The organism is Exiguobacterium sp. SH0S1 (genome assembly GCF_004337165.1).
GTDB lineage: Bacteria > Bacillota > Bacilli > Exiguobacteriales > Exiguobacteriaceae > Exiguobacterium > Exiguobacterium aurantiacum_A.
Map to the genome: position 1 here is coordinate 1,155,087 of NZ_SJVC01000001.1, position 17,435 is coordinate 1,172,521.

20 protein-coding genes and 1 riboswitch are annotated in these 17,435 nt (G+C 53.0%); of the genes, 4 read left to right on the top strand and 16 right to left on the bottom strand.

The window, feature by feature from the left end; translation table 11 throughout:
• Window positions 1–129: 129 nt before the first annotated feature.
• Entirely contained in the window at window positions 130–1,311 is a 1,182-nt protein-coding gene (locus EVJ20_RS05910) for an MDR family MFS transporter (protein WP_131490423.1), read from the bottom strand.
• A gap of 176 nt (window positions 1,312–1,487) precedes the next feature.
• On the opposite strand from EVJ20_RS05910, the gene EVJ20_RS05915 reads away from it, so the two are divergent.
• Window positions 1,488–2,465 carry a TIGR01212 family radical SAM protein gene (locus tag EVJ20_RS05915; RefSeq protein WP_131507260.1) on the top strand — a complete coding sequence of 326 codons (978 nt, stop codon included), beginning with the start codon at window positions 1,488–1,490 and terminating at the stop codon, window positions 2,463–2,465.
• Window positions 2,419–2,988: a class I SAM-dependent methyltransferase gene (locus EVJ20_RS05920; RefSeq protein ID WP_131507262.1), complete on the top strand. Its 570-nt coding sequence runs from the start codon at window positions 2,419–2,421 to the stop codon at window positions 2,986–2,988. Before EVJ20_RS05915 ends, EVJ20_RS05920 begins: the two co-directional genes overlap by 47 nt.
• A gap of 31 nt (window positions 2,989–3,019) precedes the next feature.
• Here EVJ20_RS05920 and EVJ20_RS05925 read toward each other — a convergent pair whose 3' ends face one another.
• Both EVJ20_RS05925 and EVJ20_RS05930 read right to left on the bottom strand, forming a co-directional pair.
• Window positions 3,020–3,736, bottom strand: a complete 717-nt coding sequence (locus EVJ20_RS05925) for an alpha/beta hydrolase (protein WP_070329405.1) — start codon at window positions 3,734–3,736, stop codon at window positions 3,020–3,022.
• Window positions 3,737–3,825: 89 nt separating this feature from the next.
• Window positions 3,826–4,296, bottom strand: a complete 471-nt coding sequence (locus tag EVJ20_RS05930; protein WP_071397869.1) for a GNAT family N-acetyltransferase — start codon at window positions 4,294–4,296, stop codon at window positions 3,826–3,828.
• A 164-nt stretch (window positions 4,297–4,460) separates the two neighbouring features.
• Here EVJ20_RS05930 and EVJ20_RS05935 point away from each other — a divergent pair, with 164 nt between their 5' ends.
• Window positions 4,461–4,958 carry a YtxH domain-containing protein gene (locus EVJ20_RS05935; RefSeq protein ID WP_131507264.1) on the top strand — a complete coding sequence of 166 codons (498 nt, stop codon included), beginning with the start codon at window positions 4,461–4,463 and terminating at the stop codon, window positions 4,956–4,958.
• Window positions 4,959–4,997: 39 nt separating this feature from the next.
• On the opposite strand, the gene metK is transcribed toward EVJ20_RS05935, so the two are convergent.
• Window positions 4,998–6,206 carry a methionine adenosyltransferase gene (metK, locus tag EVJ20_RS05940; protein ID WP_070329402.1) on the bottom strand — a complete coding sequence of 403 codons (1,209 nt, stop codon included), beginning with the start codon at window positions 6,204–6,206 and terminating at the stop codon, window positions 4,998–5,000.
• Between the two features lie 131 nt (window positions 6,207–6,337).
• Window positions 6,338–6,457, bottom strand: a riboswitch (SAM riboswitch).
• Between the two features lie 318 nt (window positions 6,458–6,775).
• Between metK and pckA the strand changes: the two genes are divergently transcribed.
• Window positions 6,776–8,347 (top strand): phosphoenolpyruvate carboxykinase (ATP), encoded by a 1,572-nt coding sequence (gene pckA, locus EVJ20_RS05945; RefSeq protein WP_131507266.1) that lies wholly within the window; start codon window positions 6,776–6,778, stop codon window positions 8,345–8,347.
• Window positions 8,348–8,380: 33 nt separating this feature from the next.
• On the opposite strand, the gene EVJ20_RS05950 is transcribed toward pckA, so the two are convergent.
• The 12 genes from EVJ20_RS05950 to EVJ20_RS06000 all read right to left on the bottom strand — a co-directional run bounded on the left by EVJ20_RS05950 (window position 8,381) and on the right by EVJ20_RS06000 (window position 17,367).
• Entirely contained in the window at window positions 8,381–9,139 is a 759-nt protein-coding gene (locus EVJ20_RS05950) for an alpha/beta hydrolase family protein (RefSeq protein ID WP_131463878.1), read from the bottom strand.
• Window positions 9,120–9,593 (bottom strand): RNA deprotection pyrophosphohydrolase, encoded by a 474-nt coding sequence (gene ytkD, locus EVJ20_RS05955; RefSeq protein ID WP_131507268.1) that lies wholly within the window; start codon window positions 9,591–9,593, stop codon window positions 9,120–9,122. The genes EVJ20_RS05950 and ytkD overlap by 20 nt, the downstream gene beginning before the upstream one ends.
• 98 nt (window positions 9,594–9,691) lie before the next feature.
• Window positions 9,692–11,044: a glucose-6-phosphate isomerase gene (locus EVJ20_RS05960; RefSeq protein ID WP_131463882.1), complete on the bottom strand. Its 1,353-nt coding sequence runs from the start codon at window positions 11,042–11,044 to the stop codon at window positions 9,692–9,694.
• Between the two features lie 106 nt (window positions 11,045–11,150).
• On the bottom strand, window positions 11,151–12,314 hold the full coding sequence (locus EVJ20_RS05965) for an iron-containing alcohol dehydrogenase (RefSeq protein WP_131463884.1): 1,164 nt from the start codon (window positions 12,312–12,314) through the stop codon (window positions 11,151–11,153).
• A 68-nt stretch (window positions 12,315–12,382) separates the two neighbouring features.
• Entirely contained in the window at window positions 12,383–13,381 is a 999-nt protein-coding gene (locus EVJ20_RS05970; RefSeq protein WP_131463885.1) for a Gfo/Idh/MocA family protein, read from the bottom strand.
• A gap of 97 nt (window positions 13,382–13,478) precedes the next feature.
• Window positions 13,479–13,871 (bottom strand): S1 domain-containing post-transcriptional regulator GSP13, encoded by a 393-nt coding sequence (gene yugI / locus EVJ20_RS05975; RefSeq protein WP_016509788.1) that lies wholly within the window; start codon window positions 13,869–13,871, stop codon window positions 13,479–13,481.
• Between the two features lie 219 nt (window positions 13,872–14,090).
• Window positions 14,091–14,213 carry a hypothetical protein gene (locus tag EVJ20_RS15330; protein ID WP_268887649.1) on the bottom strand — a complete coding sequence of 41 codons (123 nt, stop codon included), beginning with the start codon at window positions 14,211–14,213 and terminating at the stop codon, window positions 14,091–14,093.
• Between the two features lie 179 nt (window positions 14,214–14,392).
• Window positions 14,393–15,580, bottom strand: coding sequence for an aminotransferase (locus EVJ20_RS05980; RefSeq protein ID WP_070328780.1), 1,188 nt, complete (start codon window positions 15,578–15,580; stop codon window positions 14,393–14,395).
• Complete coding sequence (locus tag EVJ20_RS05985; protein ID WP_070328779.1) at window positions 15,577–16,071, bottom strand: Lrp/AsnC family transcriptional regulator; 495 nt, start codon at window positions 16,069–16,071, stop codon at window positions 15,577–15,579. Before EVJ20_RS05985 ends, EVJ20_RS05980 begins: the two co-directional genes overlap by 4 nt.
• A gap of 1 nt (window position 16,072) precedes the next feature.
• Window positions 16,073–16,876: a glycosyltransferase family 2 protein gene (locus EVJ20_RS05990; RefSeq protein WP_131507270.1), complete on the bottom strand. Its 804-nt coding sequence runs from the start codon at window positions 16,874–16,876 to the stop codon at window positions 16,073–16,075.
• A complete protein-coding gene (locus EVJ20_RS05995) occupies window positions 16,873–17,121 on the bottom strand; it encodes a NifU N-terminal domain-containing protein (protein WP_070328777.1) in 249 nt (82 codons plus the stop codon). Before EVJ20_RS05995 ends, EVJ20_RS05990 begins: the two co-directional genes overlap by 4 nt.
• Window positions 17,122–17,133: 12 nt before the next feature.
• Entirely contained in the window at window positions 17,134–17,367 is a 234-nt protein-coding gene (locus EVJ20_RS06000; protein ID WP_016509787.1) for a DUF1871 family protein, read from the bottom strand.
• Window positions 17,368–17,435: the final 68 nt, after the last annotated feature.

A 17,435-nucleotide genomic window follows, 5' to 3' on the forward strand; every position in this document is an offset into this window, starting at 1 on the left:
TCATCGGCTAGAAACAGGAAACGACGGAACGATTATGTGAAAGGATCCTCTGACTATATTTTACTTGAATTTTACATGAGATTGCAATACCTCATGCGAATTGGATACGCGGTCGATGTGACATTCGGATCAAGTTTGACGATTCAACGAACTGATTTTCATAAAGAAGAACAGCGCTGTGATAATGAGTAGAAGCAGCAATCCAAACACAGCGTTCATCCCGAGCAAATCGAACGTGAGTCCTGAGAGCGTCGGTCCAATCATCCGTCCGACCGACGCGGCGATGTTGACGAGTCCTTGGAACTGTCCGGCTTTACCTGGAGGTGCAAGTTTTGCGGCGATCGTCGGAACGGCCGGCCAGATAAACATCTCACCGATCGTCATGACGATCATCGCGACCATGAACATCGTAAATCCTCCCGCGAACGGGACGATGATGAAAGCAGCGAGGAAGATGATGGCACCGACGACGAGTTGGCGCTTCAAATCGTCTTCAAAGTAGCGCAGCGCCCGGTTGAGGAGCGGTTGGGCGAACACGATCAACGCTCCGTTGACCGTCCACAGCAGTGAATATTGGCTGATCGTCACACCGAGGTCTTTCGAATGGACGGCGATCGTTCCTTGCCACTGGACGTAGACGAACCAGAGTGCGGCATAACCGATGGCGACAAACCACAGCGATTTCATCGTCGCGCCAGAGAGCGTCGTCGCCGCGGCCTCGAGCTGAGACTGGACGATTGGACGACCCGGGTTTTTCAAGTAACGCAGGCCGAACAACAGCACAACGACGAAAAGGACCGACAAGAAGAAGTTCGCATAGAAGATCCACTCGATGTTGATACGCGCGATCTGACCGCTCATCGCCGTCCCGAGGGCGACACCGACGTTTTGGGCGACGTAGATCGCGTTGAACGAGCGCCGGCCGCCTTCAGGCCAGATCAAACCGGCAAACGCGTACACGGTCGGAAAGACGAGCCCACCCGAGAACCCGATCAAACCGAGCCAAGCCAAATACCCGAAGAACGTGGCATGAAACAATAAGAAGCCGAGCGAGCTCGCGAGCAACAGCCCGACCGAGATGACGAGCGTCCGCTTCCCGCCGATGCGGTCGAACAACGTCCCGCCGATATAGTTACCAGCGATCGCGAGCGCTGAGTTGACGAGCAGCGCAATACCTGCGAGCGTCATCGACTCGCCTAAATATCCATTAATATAGAGTGTGTTAAATGGCCATAAAAAAGACGCCGCCGTTGTGTTGAGCGCCATCGCAATGACTAGAATCCATACCGAAATCGGCATTTTATTGTTCATACCCGTTACTCCTTTCATTCCTTTAAACGATAAAAAATCCGGCACGACGGCCGAATCTGTGATGAGTCCTTCTCCAAGCTAACGGAACGCTACATAACTGTCAAGAAAAATTACTTATTATGAAGTAAAGCAAGCTCTACCTTGTGATAGCATGAGCAAGGAAGGAGAGGATAGCATTGAATAATCCGTTTGGCCAAGCTAGATTCCACAAATTAAATGAAGCATATCGTCGCGAATTCGGCGAGAAAGTGTTCAAAGTCCCGCTCGATGGCGGCTTCACGTGTCCGAACCGCGACGGCCTCGTCTCAAAAGGCGGCTGCACGTTCTGTTCGGATGACGGCAGCGGCGATTTTGCCGGCAACGCCTGTGATCCGATCCCGGTCCAGTTCGCCGAGGGCACGGCCCGTCTGCATCGGAAATGGAAGCAGGCGTTGTATATCGCCTACTTCCAAGCGTTCAGCAACACGTACGCACCCGTAGAGCGCTTGCGTGAGCTGTTCGAACCGGCACTCGCAGAAGAAGGCGTCGTCGGACTCGCGATCGCGACACGACCCGACTGTCTGCCAGACGACGTCGTCGACTATCTCGCTGAGTTGAACGAGCGGACGTCGCTCACGGTCGAACTCGGCCTGCAGACGATCCATGACTCAACCGCGAAAAAGATCAACCGGGGCCACGACTATAAGACGTTCCTCGATGGTCTCGCGAAACTGCGGAGCCGGAACATTTCCGTCTGTGTCCATATCATCAACGGGCTTCCCGGTGAAACGCCAGACATGATGCTCGACACGGCCCGAGAAGTTGCTAAAATGGATATACAAGGAATCAAGATCCATTTGCTCCACGTCTTAAAACAGACGCCGCTCGCCAGACAATACGAGTTAGGGCTGCTCGAACTCATGGACGAGACGACATACGTTTCGCTCGTCTGCGATCAGCTCGAGTACTTACCGCCTGAAATCGTGATTCATCGATTGACGGGCGACGGTCCACCCGACTTATTGATCGGACCGACGTGGAGCCGGCACAAAATGGCCGTCTTGAACGCCATCAACGCCGAGTTGGAACGTCGTGATTCCTTCCAAGGAAAAAAGAAGGATGAGATCTATGGGATTAATGAGAGTTTTACCGTTCGCGAAGTATCTATTAAGTGAACACGTTACAGACGGTGCCGTCGCCATCGATATGACGGCCGGCAACGGACACGATACATTGTTTCTAGCAGAACGAGTCGGCAGCGGCCACGTCTACGCGTTTGACGTCCAAGAGGCGGCAGTCAAGGCGACGACAGACCGCATCACCGCCGCCGATCTGCTTGATCGTGTCTCGGTCGTCCACGACAGCCACGACACGGTCAAGGCGGTCGTCGCGGATGAAACCCGTCCGATCACGGCGGCCGTCTTCAATCTTGGCTACTTGCCCGGGAGCGACAAGTCGATCACAACGACCGGCAACACGACGATCGACGCCCTCGAGCAATTGCTCGACGTGATGGCCGTCGGCGGTATCATCGTCGTCGTCATCTACCACGGCCATGAGAGCGGGAAAGTCGAGCGGGACGAGGTGCTCACGTACGTCGAGTCACTCGACCAAAAACGAGCCGGCGTCCTCCATTACGGTTTCGTCAACCAAATCAATCATCCGCCATTCATCGTGGCGATCGAAAAATGGGCATGAAAACAGGCGACTCACGCGAGTCGCCTGTTATTTATTCCCGAATCAATTCATAAAACGTTAACAGCGTCTCCGCGAACTTTGTGTTCAACCGTTCATAGCCAAAGTGCGGGAACCCTTCGAGTCGACGGATGTAGACTTGGTCGCCGCCGATTTTGCGGCAGACGTTCAACGTCAGCTTCACGTCGGCGAAACGATCGTCCGGCGCGTAGAAGCAAGCGAGCGGTAAGCGAGGTAAATGTTTCTTCTCCTCTTGATGCTCGACGATCTCTTCTTCGATTTCGCGGTACTGCGCGTATGTGATCTCGCCGAAACGAGATGACTCTTCCCCGCCGCCGGTGAACGTCATCATACTGAGCGGCAAATCGGGGCGGAACCGGTCGACCGCACTGGCGACGACTTGCTTGAGCCCGCCGATTTGGCGGGACGAATGCCAATCAAAGAGCGGGGAGATGTATGTCAAACTCCCGAGCGGCACGTCGTACTCTTGCAGGAGGCGGTTCGTCAAGAGCGCCCCGAGACTGAAGGCGATGACGTGAATCGGTAGTTTGGACTGACTCGCTTCCCGTAGCGTGTTCTTGATCAGCTGTTTATGGTCTTCTGCCGTTAGTCCGACCGTCTGTCCGGTCACGACGAGCACCTCATAGTCGACACTGAGTCGCTGCAAAAATGCTTCGCTGAGTCGGGACGTGAACTGCAACGGGTAAACGATCACGATGACCCCTTTTCGTGATTCTTCTTCATATGTCATGCTGTCACCTCATTATTAGTATGTCTCATCAATTCTAACAAAAAACATCAGCCGCTGACTGATGTTTGAAAGAAAATCCGTCTGGAGTCTTAGCGTGGGTCGTAACGCAAATGGATGAGCTCCATCGGTTGATCGTACACTTCTTCTTGAATTCGGTTCAGTTCGGTGAACGCTTGGTGGCTTAAGAACGCGATCGCCTGCTCGTTCGAACTCTCGACGTACAGCTCGATCGGCTGCGCTTTCCGCTCTTGGAGATGTGTCAGCAGTTCCGCCCCAAGTCCTTGGCGATGGTGAGCCGGATGAAGATAGAGACGAAGCACTTCCCACGTATCACCGCGGTCGATCGCATGGTAAAACCCGATGACGTCTCCTTCGGCCTCACCGACGATGAACAACTGTTCTTTCGCTTCTTCACTCGAACCGATGGCCCGGACGATCTCTTCTTGTTGATAGGCGCGCTCCATCACCTTAGACCGAACGTCATCTGTCACACTGATGGTCGCAAGTGCGATATCTCGAATCGTGGCGGCATCTTCTGGTACGGCTTCCCGCATCTTCATAACAGCTTCCCCCTTTTGGCCAATCTAGTACTATCATTCCCCATCACGTAAAAAATATCCTGCTCTTCTATTACTTTTTCGTGTCGAAATCAAGCAGAACGTTATTTTCTATTTTAACTAGGGTATATGAGTACCAATGCCAACTTACAAAGGAGTGTTTAGACATGGAACCAACATTACAAAACGATCCGCACGCAGCTAACGCTAACAACCCGAATCGCCAATTCGACCAAACCAACTCGGGTGGTCCTAGAATCAACGTCGTGACCGGAATGCTTCTCGGTGCGCTCGTCGGCGGTCTGATCGCCCTACTTAGCTCGTCGAACCGCGAGACGACGAAACAGTCGCTCACGAATGCGAAGTCGTCTGTCGGCGGTCTCGTCGACACGATCAAAGAAGATCCGTCCGGTAAAGCGTCTCAAGTCATCGAGCAAGTGAAATCGGCGTCGGGTATGATTCAAGAAGTGTCGACCGATGTGCAAAACGTCTATGAAAAAGTTGTCGGTGAAGTCGACACGGTCAAAGAAGACGTGAACAAAGTCGTCGAGACGGCCCAGGAAACAAAATCAGATTTACAAGATATTGGTGAGAAAGTCGTCGAGGCGAAAGATACGGCACTCGGCAACGAGAACGCAACAAACGAAAATAAACCACAAGCATAATAAAAACGACCTTTCTCGCGAAAGGTCGTTTTTTTATGCTTATGCGAAACGTTTTGCGCCTTCTTCAAGCACTGCCGCTTTGTCCGTCTGCTCCCATGGGAGTTCAACGTCTGTGCGACCAAAGTGTCCGTAAGCTGCTGTCTGTCTGTAGATCGGGCGACGAAGGTCGAGCATCTTGATGATGCCGGCCGGACGAAGGTCGAAGTTCTCACGAATGAGTTCAACGAGTTCAGTCTCGCTCAATTTACCAGTGCCGAACGTGTCCACCGCGATTGAAACCGGGTGTGCGACACCGATCGCGTATGCAAGTTGAACTTCCGCTTTGTCAGCAAGTCCAGCTGCCACGAGGTTTTTCGCCACGTAGCGGGCCGCGTATGCTGCCGAACGGTCAACTTTTGTAGGATCTTTACCTGAGAACGCACCACCGCCGTGGCGAGCGTATCCACCGTATGTGTCGACGATGATTTTACGTCCTGTGAGACCTGCATCACCTTGTGGTCCACCGATGACGAAACGGCCAGTCGGGTTGATGAAGTATTTTGTCTCGGCGTCGATGAGTTCAGCCGGGATGACTGCTTCGATCACATGTTCTTTAAGGTCCGCTTGGATCTGCTCGAGCGTGATGTCTTCTGCGTGTTGCGTCGAGATGACGATCGTATCGATACGGACCGGGTTGTTGTCTTGGTCGTATTCGACAGTTACTTGCGTCTTACCGTCTGGACGAAGGTAAGTGAGCGTTCCGTTTTTGCGGACTTCTGCCAAGCGACGTGACAATTTGTGAGCGAGTGAGATCGGGAGCGGCATGAGTTCAGGTGTCTCGTTCGTTGCATAACCGAACATGAGGCCTTGGTCACCGGCACCGATCGCATCGATTTCTTCGTCAGTCATTTGACCTTCACGAGCTTCGAGCGCTTGGTCGACACCGAGTGCGATGTCTGCCGACTGCTCGTCGATTGCTGTGAGTACAGCACAAGTCTCAGCGTCAAAACCATATTTGGCGCGCGTGTAGCCGATCTCACGAACAGTTTCACGTACAACTTTCGGGATATCCACGTAAGTCGATGTCGTGATTTCACCAGCTACGAGCACGAGACCTGTCGTGACAGACGTCTCAGCCGCAACGCGGGCGTTTGGATCTTCAGCCAAAATTGCATCCAAAATCGCATCTGAGATTTGGTCACAAATTTTATCCGGATGTCCTTCAGTGACGGACTCCGAAGTGAAAAGTCGACGGTTCAAGTTTGACATTTCGAAAAACCTCCTATTAATAAGGGTGATGTGTGGACGGTACTCGTTCCCCTTACGCGTTGCTTTGGGACGGTAATGAAAAAAACCTTTCGCCACGTTCAATGGGAAAGGTTGAATCGTTCTTCCTTACCCTCTTATCGTTCGAAGCTGTCGCTTCGCTTCAGGATAGCACCTTTTCCGAAAAAGACTACAGGATCGGACGGTTGCTGGGCTTCGTAGGGCCTTGTTCCCTCCACCGCTCAGAATAAGAGTATCCGTTACGAACACCATCATATAAATGCCATACCGTTCTGTCAAGCGTATCTGCTTAATTTGTAAATTTCTTCGTAATCACGGAAATCATTTATGTTTGTGAAATATCAAACATTTTTTTGACGGTTTCCGTTTTTTCACTCCCCGCTTATACAGAATATGTTAGAATGTCTTTGTAAGAAAGCGCTTACTTTAAAGGGTAAAGAAATGCTTGTTTTTGATTAGTGTGTCACATATAATAAAAAGTGTCATACTAATTAATCGCGGAAGTATGCGGATTTCATCCACATCTATTTAGGGGAAAGGTGGGACTCAGGATGGCGACTACGCTCCTGAAAATCGAAGAATTAATTAAGGGTGCCGATGTATTACGGAACTTAACCGTTCCAGAACTGGTGGAAGAAGCCATTCGTAACGGTGAAGGCGTACTGACGAAAGACGGGGCTTTATCGGTCAGTACAGGGAAATTCACAGGGCGGTCACCGAAAGACAAATTCGTCGTCAAAGATGAAGTCAGCAACTCGTTAGTGGACTGGGGGCCGGTCAATCAGCCGATCGCAGAAGACAAGTTCACCGCTCTTCTCGACAAAGTCCTCACTCATCTCGAGACGAAACAGAAGCTGTATTATCTCGAAGCTTCGGCTGGAGCTGACGAGCACTACACGCTACCTGTACGCGCCATCACCGAGTACGCGTGGCACAGCTTGTTCGCGAAGCAGTTGTTCTTGCGTGAGTGGCCAGCGAGAGCTGCATTTGACCCGTTCACGGTCATTTATGCACCGAGCTACAAGGCCGACCCAGCAGTTGACGGGACGAACTCAGAAACGTTTATCCTCGTCTCGTTCGCCAAGCGTACCATTCTGATCGGGGGAACAGAATACGGCGGCGAAATTAAAAAATCGATTTTCTCGGTCATGAACTTCCTATTACCTGAACAGCACGTCTTGTCGATGCATTGCTCGGCCAACGTCTCGGACGCCGGAGAGACGGCGCTCTTCTTCGGACTATCGGGCACGGGGAAGACGACGCTATCAGCCGATATGGAACGTCATCTCATCGGTGACGATGAACACGGTTGGTCACCAGACGGCATCTTCAACATCGAAGGCGGTTGCTACGCCAAGACGATCAACTTGTCGCGTGAGAACGAGCCGCAAATTTATGACGCTATCCGTTTCGGATCGTTGATCGAAAACGTCATCTTGAACGAAGACCGCTCACCCGACTACAAAAACATCTCGCTCACCGAAAATACGCGAGCAGCTTATCCGATTCAATACATCGATAACGCGATGCTCCCTTCACGGGCCGGTCACCCGAACACGATCGTCTTCTTGACGGCCGATGCTTACGGGGTGCTCCCGCCGATCAGCAAGTTGACGAAAGAGCAGGCGATGTATCACTTCCTATCTGGCTACACATCAAAACTAGCCGGGACGGAGCGCGGCGTGACCGAGCCACAAGCAACGTTCTCGACTTGCTTCGGCTCACCGTTCTTACCGCTCGCCCCGGAACGGTACGCCGACATGCTCGGTAAGTTGATCGAACAGCATAACGTCGACGTCTACCTCGTCAACACGGGTTGGACCGGCGGGGCTTACGGTGAAGGATCACGTATGAAGCTCAGCTACACACGGGCCATGGTGAACGCCGCGATCAATGGTCAATTGCGTGACGTCGACACTGTCAAGCACGACATCTTCAACGTCGACATCCCGGTCCATATCGATGGCGTCCCACAAGACGTGCTCAACCCACGTGACACTTGGAAAGATACGGCTCATTACGATGTCGAAGCGCGAGCGCTCGCCTTGAAGTTCCAACAAAACTTTAAACGATTCACGAAAGCGAGTGAGAAAGTCATCGCGGCCGGCCCAATCGTCTTCTAACTCAAAATGACTAGTACCCCGCTCGGGTACTAGTCATTTTTTTCTTGCAATCGCCAACATCCAATCCATCGCTCGGTCCGTCGTCTTCCATTTTTCCCAGAACGGGAGCTGATGGGCGAACGGCAAGATCCAAAGCTCTGCTTGCGAACCGATCTTGTCGGCGAGGGCGGTCGCATGACGAAGCCGGACTTGCTCGTCGTCCGTCCCATGAATGAGTAGCGTCGGCGCCTGCCAGTCTTTGAAGAGCGGAGACCGTTCGACATACGCCTCATGGACCGCCTCCGGGTCTCCCCCGGTCATCCGGCGCAACATCTTCCGCATCGAACGCTGTTCTTCATACGTCCACTCCAAATTCGTCACACCCGCCCACGACGTGACCGACGTGACGGGACGTTTTGATGCGAGCGACAACGCCATCATGCCGCCCCGGGAAAAGCCGAGGGCGTGGATCGTCTCGTGCGTCCGGCTAACGCGGTCATACAGAGACACGACGTCCTCTAAGTCGGCGCCTCCGAAATCCTCTTTCCCGGTCCCCCCGTGGTTCCCGCGATAGACCGGCGCCACGACATGGAACCCTTTCGCCGCGAACTGCATCAGCCGAGGCAACCGGACGTCACCGATCCTCCCGGTGCCGCCTCGTAAATAAAACAGCACCTGGCCGTTCGGGCGTTTTGGAGTGATCGTGTAGGCGACGACTTCTTCCCCGTCACTCGTCTCGTACCAACCTCGATGAACGGGATATCCCGCATAAGGAGGCAGGACGTCGACTCGATCAAACCAACTTTTTGTCATGGAGTACTTTCATCGTCTCGGGCAACACTTTATCTTTCATCATGAAACTGTAGCGGCCGTTACGGAGCAGGTTCGTCGGTAACATGTCCAACAAGACGGCCCCATCGGTCTCATCGACGGCCGGATGATCCTCGAACCGCTCGATCTCCGCAAAATAAATATTTTTGATGACGGTGTCGCCACGCCCGAGCACCCGGTACTGCCCTAAATAATGGAGCGTCTTGACGACGCCTCCCGTCTCCTCGTACACTTCCCGAATCGCCGCGTCGTCCTCGTGTTCTCCGGGTTCGACTTTCCCTCCCGGAAATTCGAGTCCGCGCTGCTTATGCTTCGTGAGCACCCATTTGTCCGCATAGCGGGCGACGACCCAGACGTGAAGCGGCGTATCCGAAAATGGATAGTGCTCGAAGCTCAACTCGACTTTATTGTGATAGTAGTCCGTGAATGTCAACATAGTCCATCCCTTTCTTTCCCGTGTCTACTCTCACTTTACCTTGTCTCACCCTAGTTTCAAACAAAAAAATAGGCCCGCCGAGGCGGACCTACAACAAATCATTGGTTTAAGCGCTTTTCAAGCTCAGCTTTTTGTTCTTCGTAACCTGGTTTTCCAAGCAACGCGAACATGTTCGCTTTATATGCTTCAACACCTGGCTGGTTGAACGGGTTGACTCCGAGAATGTAGCCGCTCATCGCGCACGCCTTCTCGAAGAAGTAGAACAAGTAGCCGAGATGATATGGCGTCATCTCTGGCAATTCGACGACGAGGTTCGGCACGTTTCCGTCCGTGTGGGCGAGGAGCGTTCCTTCCGTCGCCTTGTCGTTGACGAATTGGATCGTCTCACCGGCAAGGAAGTTCAAGCCGTCGAGGTCTTGTGCGTCTTCAGGGACGTTCAACGCGTGACGGACGTTCGTGACACGGATGACCGTCTCGAACAAGTCGCGGCGACCTTCTTGGATGTATTGTCCCATCGAGTGGAGGTCAGTCGAGAAGTCAACTGCCGCCGGGAAGATCCCTTTGTTGTCTTTGCCTTCTGACTCGCCGTAAAGCTGTTTCCACCACTCTGATACATAGTGGAGTGCCGGCTCGTAGTTGACGAGAAGTTCGATCGATTTACCTTTCGCATACATGGCGTTACGGACGACCGCGTACTGGTACGCCTCGTTCTCTGAAAGTTCAGGTGAACTGTAGGCATTTTCCGCGTCACGCGCACCTTCCATGAGGGCATCGATATCGATGCCTGCCGCCGCGATTGGAAGCAAACCGACTGGTGTGAGGACAGAGAACCGTCCACCGACATCGTCCGGAATGACGAACGTCTCGTAACCTTCTGCATCAGCGAGCGTCTTCAAAGCGCCACGGGCACGGTCTGTCGTCGCATAAATGCGCTCGCGTGCGCCGTCTTGGCCGTACTTCTCTTCCATGAACTGCTTGAGGACACGGAAAGCAATTGCCGGCTCTGTCGTCGTTCCCGATTTTGAGATGACGTTGACTGAGACTTCTTTGCCTTCGAGTACTTGAAGCAACTCCGTCATGTACGTTGACGAGATGTTGTGGCCCGCGAAGAAGACTTGTGGGGCGTTACGCTCCTCTTTTGACAACACGTTGAAGAATGAATGTTGCAGCATCTCGATGGCTGCACGAGCGCCGAGATACGACCCACCGATTCCGACGACGACGAGGACGTCCGAGTTGTCGCGGATTCGTTCAGCGGCCGCTTTGATGCGTGCGAACTCATCCGTATCAAAATTCGTTGGAAGGTCGACCCAGCCTAGAAAATCGCTGCCGGCACCGCTCCGGTCGTGGATGACCGAATGGAGTGCTTTCACCGTTTCTTGCATTTGATCGACTTCGTGTTCCCCGACGAAAGACAGGGCGTTAGAATAATCGAAACGTACTGTTGACATGGCATTTCCTCCTTTAAATCGCTCATCTAAGAGCCATACATGACCCATCATAAACGGAAACGACGGATTCGTTCAATCATTATTGCAAAATAGGCATCAAATCGCCTTATTTGCTCAATTCAAGAATCGCAGCCACGTCTTCGCGTTCGAGTGTACGGAAACGTCCGAACGCTCCACGCTTCATCGCTGAATCAAGGATCGCCTCAAACGTCGACTCGTCGATCTCATAGTCGCGGAGTGAACTTGGCGCACCAAGTTGGTCGAAGAAAGTACGAACCGCTGTGATCGTGCGTTTCGCTGTCTCGAGGTCAGTCGCACCCGGTTCGACGTTGAACACTTCTGTCCCGAGTCGTGCGAACCGTGCCGCGTTGTCTTCTTCAAGGACGTGCTCCATCCAGCGCGGGAAGAGGATGGCGAGACCGCCGGCGTGCGGGATGTCATGGACAGCCGAAACGGCGTGCTCGATGTTGTGCGACGCCCAGTCACCAGAAGCGCCCATCTGCAAGACCCCGTTCAAGGCGATCGTGCCTGCGAACAAGATGATGGCACGCAAGTCGACGTTCTCTAAGTCGTCGACGAGCTTCGGTGCCGACTCGACGACCGCTTTCAAGACGCCTTCAGTCATCCGCTCTTGGACCGGAGCGTGGTTCGGGTGGAAGTACTGCTCGAAACAATGGCTCATCATGTCGACGATGCCATAGATCGTTTGGTCTTTCGGCACCGACACGGTATAGCGCGGGTCGAGGATCGAGAACGTCGGATAGACGAGCGGGTGGCCCCAACCATATTTCTCTTGCGTCTCCCAGTTCGTGATGACCGAACCGGAGTTCATCTCAGAACCTGTCGCCGCGAGTGTGAGCACCGTCCCGAACGGTACCGCTTCAGTCGGGATATGGTCACGGAGGACGATGTCCCATGCGTCGCCGTCATACGGGATCGCTGCCGAGATCAATTTCGTGCAATCGATGACTGAACCGCCGCCGACCGCGAGCAAGGCGTCGATGCCTTCTTCGCGTGCTTTCGTGACCGCACGTCTCACCGTTTCAATCCGCGGGTTCGGTTCGACACCTGAGAAGTCGACGAACTCGATGTCCGCTTTATTTAATTCAGCAACGACTTCCTCATACGTCCCGTTCTTCTTGATGCTCCCGCCTCCATAGACGAGCATCACTTTCTTCGCGTCAAGCGCTTTGAGCTCGCCTGTGAGCTTCTCGATCTGATGCGTCCCGAAGATTAATTTCGTTGGGTTTTTGTATTCAAAGTTGTGCATAAGTCATCCTCCTTCAAAAATATGTAACACCTACACTATATACCCTGTTTTTCTGGATTGAAAAGTGATTAGCCCTGACTGTATATGCGGTCGATGATTTGATGAAGCAGGACCGCCTGTTCGGCCTGCTCGTATGACGGCTCATGCCGACACGCCTCAAGGAAGGAGCGAATCTGTGTCGCGTACGGGTCTTGTAACGTCAAATGAGCCGGCGTCTTGTCAAACAGAGCGCCATGTTCTTCCGTATGGATCGTGAGCGGGAACAACGACGCCCCGCCGGCTGTCCCGCGCAATTCCACGTTCATCGTATCCTTCGGCCCGATGTTCGCCATGAAGCTCGCGTCTAAAAAGAGTGAGGCCCCGTTCTCGAACGTGACCATCGCCCGGGCCGTGTCTTCAACCGAGAAGTTGTCGGCGTCCCAGTCGCCCATCAGACCGACACCAGGACGCGTCCCAAGATACTGTCCGACGTGACCGACCACGTCGACCGGTTTCGGATAATCCATCAAATAGAGGGCGAGGTCGAGCATATGTACGCCGATATCAAGCAGCGCCCCGCCTCCTTGAAGTTCTTTGTCCGTGAACACGCCCCAACCCGGGATGCCACGGCGCCTTAGGGCGAGCGCGGTCGCCGCATAGATGTGACCGAGTTCATTTGAGTCAATCAAACGTTTCAGCAGTTGCGTGTCCGTCCGGTGCCGGAAATGGAAGCCGTAGTGGAGCGTCCGGCCGGCCCGTTTGGCCGCTTGTAGCATCTCGTCCGCCTCACGCTCCGAAATGGCCGGCGGTTTCTCGCAAAGGACGTGACAACCGGCATCGAGCGCCTGAATGACATGGTCTTTATGCAGGGCGTTCGGTGTGCAGACGCTGACCGCATCAAGTTGCTCGTTTGCGAGCATGTCCGCTACCGTGTCATAAACCCGTTCGATCCCGAACTGACGGGCAACCGCCTCCCCGCGCTCGCGTGTCCGGTTCATGACCGCGACGACATCCGCCCCGGCCGCGATGTAATGCGGGATGTGTGCGTTTGTGGCGATACCGCCCGTCCCGATGATTCCAATTTTCATGTAAATCTACTCCTTTCTCTATCTCTTTCGGGAACATCTGTTCAATTTCCTGTACAAAAAAAAGGCGACCTATTTGGAATAGGCCGCCTTTCATCACTTACTTTTTGAAGTTCGTGTTTTTGATCCAGTCTTCGAGCTTGTCCTTAAGGACTGTGAAGCCTGGCGCTTCTTCTTGCTTGAAGTTTGAAGCTTCGTTGCGGCGTGGTGCGCCACGACGAGCTGGCTTAGCCGACTTCTCGCGTTTTGGTGCTTCTTGTGTCGCTTTCATTGAAAGCTTGATTTTCTTAGATGCTTCATCAACATCAAGAATTTTCACTTCAACTTCTTGGCCGACTTGAACGTACTCGTTCACGTCTTTCACGTAGTCGTGTGAGATTTCAGAGATGTGGACAAGACCTTGTGTCTCGTCGTCGAGTGCGACGAACGCACCGAAAGGTTGAATTCCTGTTACTTTACCTTTTAAAACTTGATCTTTTTCGTATTTTGCCATTACAAACACTCCTATGCTAAATTCATCAACTTACTATAACATACTTTTTTCGATAAAGTGTAGAAAATAGTAAAAAAGATTATTTAGGATTATTTTGACGTTTCAAAGTCGCACCTCAGGGTAAATACAAATCAAGCAAGACTTCAAGTATTCCCCCCTGATTCCGCTAGGCTAACGCCTAGCCCTTTTTTTGTTTTAAGATGTCGCAACCGTCCGCTGCTAGCTGATTTCATAGACATCCCCACTAGCCATCTCATCCAAACTCATCGCGAATCGACCGACCGATATCCCCAAGTTCATCGCGGTCGGATCGTACGAATATTCAAGGTTCGGGTGCTTCACTCATTTACCTTCTAATCCGCCCTCAATCTCGACCCCATAATCTATATTCACACGCCACTTTCGTATATCTTCCCATTTTATGTTACATCGTTCAACCCATTTTAGAATAATCGGTCGATATTCGGTCGTGGGCGAGGCGCGATCACCATTCACCTTATCGCTAAAACGTCAACAGACCCTCATCGCTGAGAGTCTGTCGTTGACGTTGCCAGTTCAAACTGTTTCATGAATCGATCGATACGGCGGATCGCTTCTTGAAGCTGCTCGATCGACGTCGCATAACTCGCACGGACAAAGCCTTCCCCGCTCGCTCCGAACGCATTGCCCGGAACGACCGCCACTCGCTCTTCAAGCAGCAACCGTTCGGCGAACTCCTCGCTCGAAAGCCCAGTATGGCGGATGGACGGGAATGCATAGAACGCACCACCCGGGACGTGGGTCGGGAGACCTGCGTCGTTTAACGCCTGGATAAAATAGTTACGACGCTGGCGATAACTCTTCACCATCTTCGGGACGTGTTGGTCGCGGCTGCGCAACGCCTCAAGCCCTCCAAATTGGACGAGCGTCGGCGCACACATCATGCCGTACTGATGCACTTTAAGCATTTCCCGGGTCACGACTTCCGGGGCGCACGTGAAGCCGAGGCGCCATCCTGTCATCGCGAACGCTTTTGAAAAACCGTTGACGACGATCGTCCGCTCGCGCATATCGTGGAGCGTCGCAAAGCTCGTGAACGGGGCATCGTAAGACAGCTCCGCGTAAATCTCATCGCTCACAACCCACAAATCATGTTTCGTAGCGAGTTCCGCGATTTCGGCGAGCTCGTCGCCCGTCATCGTCGCACCGGTCGGGTTCGACGGGAAGCAGAGCAAAATCGCTTTCGTCCGTTCCGTGATCGCTGCTGCGACGTCTTCCCGATTCAAGCGAAACCCGGACTCCGGACGACAAGCGACCGGGACGACGGTCCCACCGGCTAATTCAATGAGCGGCCCGTAGGAGACGAAAGCTGGCTCGACGACGAGAACCTCGTCACCTGGGTTCAATAAAGCACGGAAGGCGATATCGAGCGCCTGAGACGCCCCTGTCGTGACGATCAATTCGGTCGCCGGGTCATACGTGACGTCAAAACGGTCGGTCATGTAACGAGCAATCGCTTCACGCAGCTCGAGCAGACCCGCGTTGGCACTATAAGCCGTATAGCCTTGCTCGAGTGCCGCGTAGCTCGCTTCGCGGACGTTCCATGGCGTGATGAAGTCCGGCTCTCCCACCCCAAGAGAGACGACATTTTCCATCGTCTGTGCCAAATCGAAGAAACGGCGAATGCCAGACGGCTTCATCGAGACGACTTGATTCGATAGCGACTTCATGGCGTGATGTTCAACCGTTTGTCTTCGACTTGTGGGGTGAACAAAATACCGTCATGCTTGTACGTCTTCAACTTGAAGTGAGTCGTCGTCGACACGACCGAGTCAAGCGGTGACAGTTTGTCCGAGACGAACGACGCCACGTCTTGGAGCGAACTCGCCCGGATGACGACTTGCAGGTCGTACGCGCCCGACATCAAATAGAGAGCCGTCACTTCCGGGAAGCGGTAAATCCGCTCCGCGACCTCGTCAAACCCGCGACCTCGCTTCGGTGTGACTTTGACGTCGATGAACGCCGTGACATCGTGACGGTTAATCTTCTGCCAGTTGATCATCGCCCGGAAACCGAGCAAGATGCCGTCCGCTTTGAACTTCTCGAGCATCGCTTCGACGGTCGCCTCATCGGTCGCGAGCAAGTCCGCGAGCAACTTCGTCTCGAGGTATCCTTTTTCTTCAAGCAATTCCAAAAGTTCTAACTCTTTTGTTGTGTACATATTAGTTGTCTCCTTCCGTTCTACCGGGAAACGTCCCTGCGAACGACCTTTCTGTCTGTCTCACGTAGTCCCGCCGTTCGGACTGGACGATATGAAAATTCTTCATCTCCATATTCACCAAGCCGTGTTTTTGACAAAACCGCTCAAAGTAGCGTCGACGCGCCTCATCTTGTTTCGCCGATAAGTTGTCGGTTCCGTTAAAAGCGTAGAGCACCGTCGCCCGGGCTGGATGAACGACCGTCCCGTGCTCGATCACACGTAAGATAAAGTCCCAGTCCCAATAGTTATAAACCGTCTCATCGAACATGCCAATAGCGTCATGAAGCCGCTTGCGGTAAAGCGTGCCGGACGGGATGAACGTCGAGTCTTGCCGAATCCGGTCCAAGTCGAGCTCGTAGGCGAACGCCTCCCACTCCGTGACGACCCGCCGCCCGTCTTGCCATGTGAACCGAAACAGTTCCGCATCGGTGAAGACGAGGTCTGCCGTCGTCAAATCATCGAGCGCTCGTTCGATATGGGTCGGCATGAGTAAATCATCGTCATCTAATAAGAGAATATACTCGCCTCTTGCCTCCATCACGCCTCGGTTTCGCGCTTTGACGTGATGATTTTCTTCAAGCTCGATCAACCGAACCGACAATCGATTCAAAAAAGGCGCCAAAAGATGTTGCTTTGGCGGCCCATCATTATTTACTACAAGCACTTCGAACTGTTGAAACGTCTGTACCGTCAAACTTTCGAGCAGTTCCGTCAGTTCCGCCTCGCGCGCGTAGGCCGGAATGACGATCGAAACGAGCGGGTTCATCCGCGGTAAGCAGTTTCGACGTGCGGTAAGATTGCTTCCCAGCTGACGCCGTTCTCTTTTGATACTGTGACAAAATCGCCGTAAGCGAAGACGCTCTCGACACCTTCGATCGTGACGAGTTTCGCGAGAAGCGGTTGCTCTGTTGATTCGCCGGCTTTCACGCTTTGGCTCTTAGCTCCGAAGACGTTTTCAGGAAGTGTGATTTTCATTGCATTTGGATTAGGTGTTGGATCGATTCGTAACATGTTGGTTCCCCCTTATAATTGACAAGCTTCTGAAGATGTAAGTAATTGTCTGGCCATGGCGCGCGTATCGTCCTCAGACGGGCACTCTCCAAACGAATCCGTCAGAATACGACGAATCGTTTCATTCAACTCCGCTTCCGAGTCGATCTGCACGAGCGCCACTGTGATGTCATCGAACTCTGGCCCGTAAGACCCAAGCCCGTAACCGAGCGGGTCCCATGCTAATAATAAATCTTCTGAACGCATTTTTAAAACCCTTCTTTTTAGCCTTGATATTATATCGTACTTCCTCAATCTACCGCACTTTTGACGAT

Bases quoted from the DNA above. Each gene is read 5' to 3' on its own strand.
- EVJ20_RS05980 (WP_070328780.1), bottom strand. From the start codon at position 15,580: ATGAAGTCGCTATCGAATCAAGTCGTCTCGATGAAGCCGTCTGGCATT.
- EVJ20_RS05990 (WP_131507270.1), bottom strand. From the start codon at position 16,876: ATGAACCCGCTCGTTTCGATCGTCATTCCGGCCTACGCGCGCGAGGCG.
- EVJ20_RS05925 (WP_070329405.1), bottom strand. From the start codon at position 3,736: ATGACATATGAAGAAGAATCACGAAAAGGGGTCATCGTGATCGTTTAC.
- EVJ20_RS05950 (WP_131463878.1), bottom strand. From the start codon at position 9,139: ATGACAAAAAGTTGGTTTGATCGAGTCGACGTCCTGCCTCCTTATGCG.
- yugI (WP_016509788.1), bottom strand. From the start codon at position 13,871: ATGGCAAAATACGAAAAAGATCAAGTTTTAAAAGGTAAAGTAACAGGA.
- EVJ20_RS05910 (WP_131490423.1), bottom strand. From the start codon at position 1,311: ATGAACAATAAAATGCCGATTTCGGTATGGATTCTAGTCATTGCGATG.
- EVJ20_RS05970 (WP_131463885.1), bottom strand. From the start codon at position 13,381: ATGAAAATTGGAATCATCGGGACGGGCGGTATCGCCACAAACGCACAC.
- EVJ20_RS05985 (WP_070328779.1), bottom strand. From the start codon at position 16,071: ATGTACACAACAAAAGAGTTAGAACTTTTGGAATTGCTTGAAGAAAAA.
- EVJ20_RS05960 (WP_131463882.1), bottom strand. From the start codon at position 11,044: ATGTCAACAGTACGTTTCGATTATTCTAACGCCCTGTCTTTCGTCGGG.
- metK (WP_070329402.1), bottom strand. From the start codon at position 6,206: ATGTCAAACTTGAACCGTCGACTTTTCACTTCGGAGTCCGTCACTGAA.
- EVJ20_RS05935 (WP_131507264.1), top strand. From the start codon at position 4,461: ATGGAACCAACATTACAAAACGATCCGCACGCAGCTAACGCTAACAAC.
- EVJ20_RS05920 (WP_131507262.1), top strand. From the start codon at position 2,419: ATGGGATTAATGAGAGTTTTACCGTTCGCGAAGTATCTATTAAGTGAA.
- EVJ20_RS05930 (WP_071397869.1), bottom strand. From the start codon at position 4,296: ATGAAGATGCGGGAAGCCGTACCAGAAGATGCCGCCACGATTCGAGAT.
- pckA (WP_131507266.1), top strand. From the start codon at position 6,776: ATGGCGACTACGCTCCTGAAAATCGAAGAATTAATTAAGGGTGCCGAT.
- EVJ20_RS05965 (WP_131463884.1), bottom strand. From the start codon at position 12,314: ATGCACAACTTTGAATACAAAAACCCAACGAAATTAATCTTCGGGACG.
- EVJ20_RS06000 (WP_016509787.1), bottom strand. From the start codon at position 17,367: ATGCGTTCAGAAGATTTATTATTAGCATGGGACCCGCTCGGTTACGGG.
- EVJ20_RS05995 (WP_070328777.1), bottom strand. From the start codon at position 17,121: ATGTTACGAATCGATCCAACACCTAATCCAAATGCAATGAAAATCACA.
- ytkD (WP_131507268.1), bottom strand. From the start codon at position 9,593: ATGTTGACATTCACGGACTACTATCACAATAAAGTCGAGTTGAGCTTC.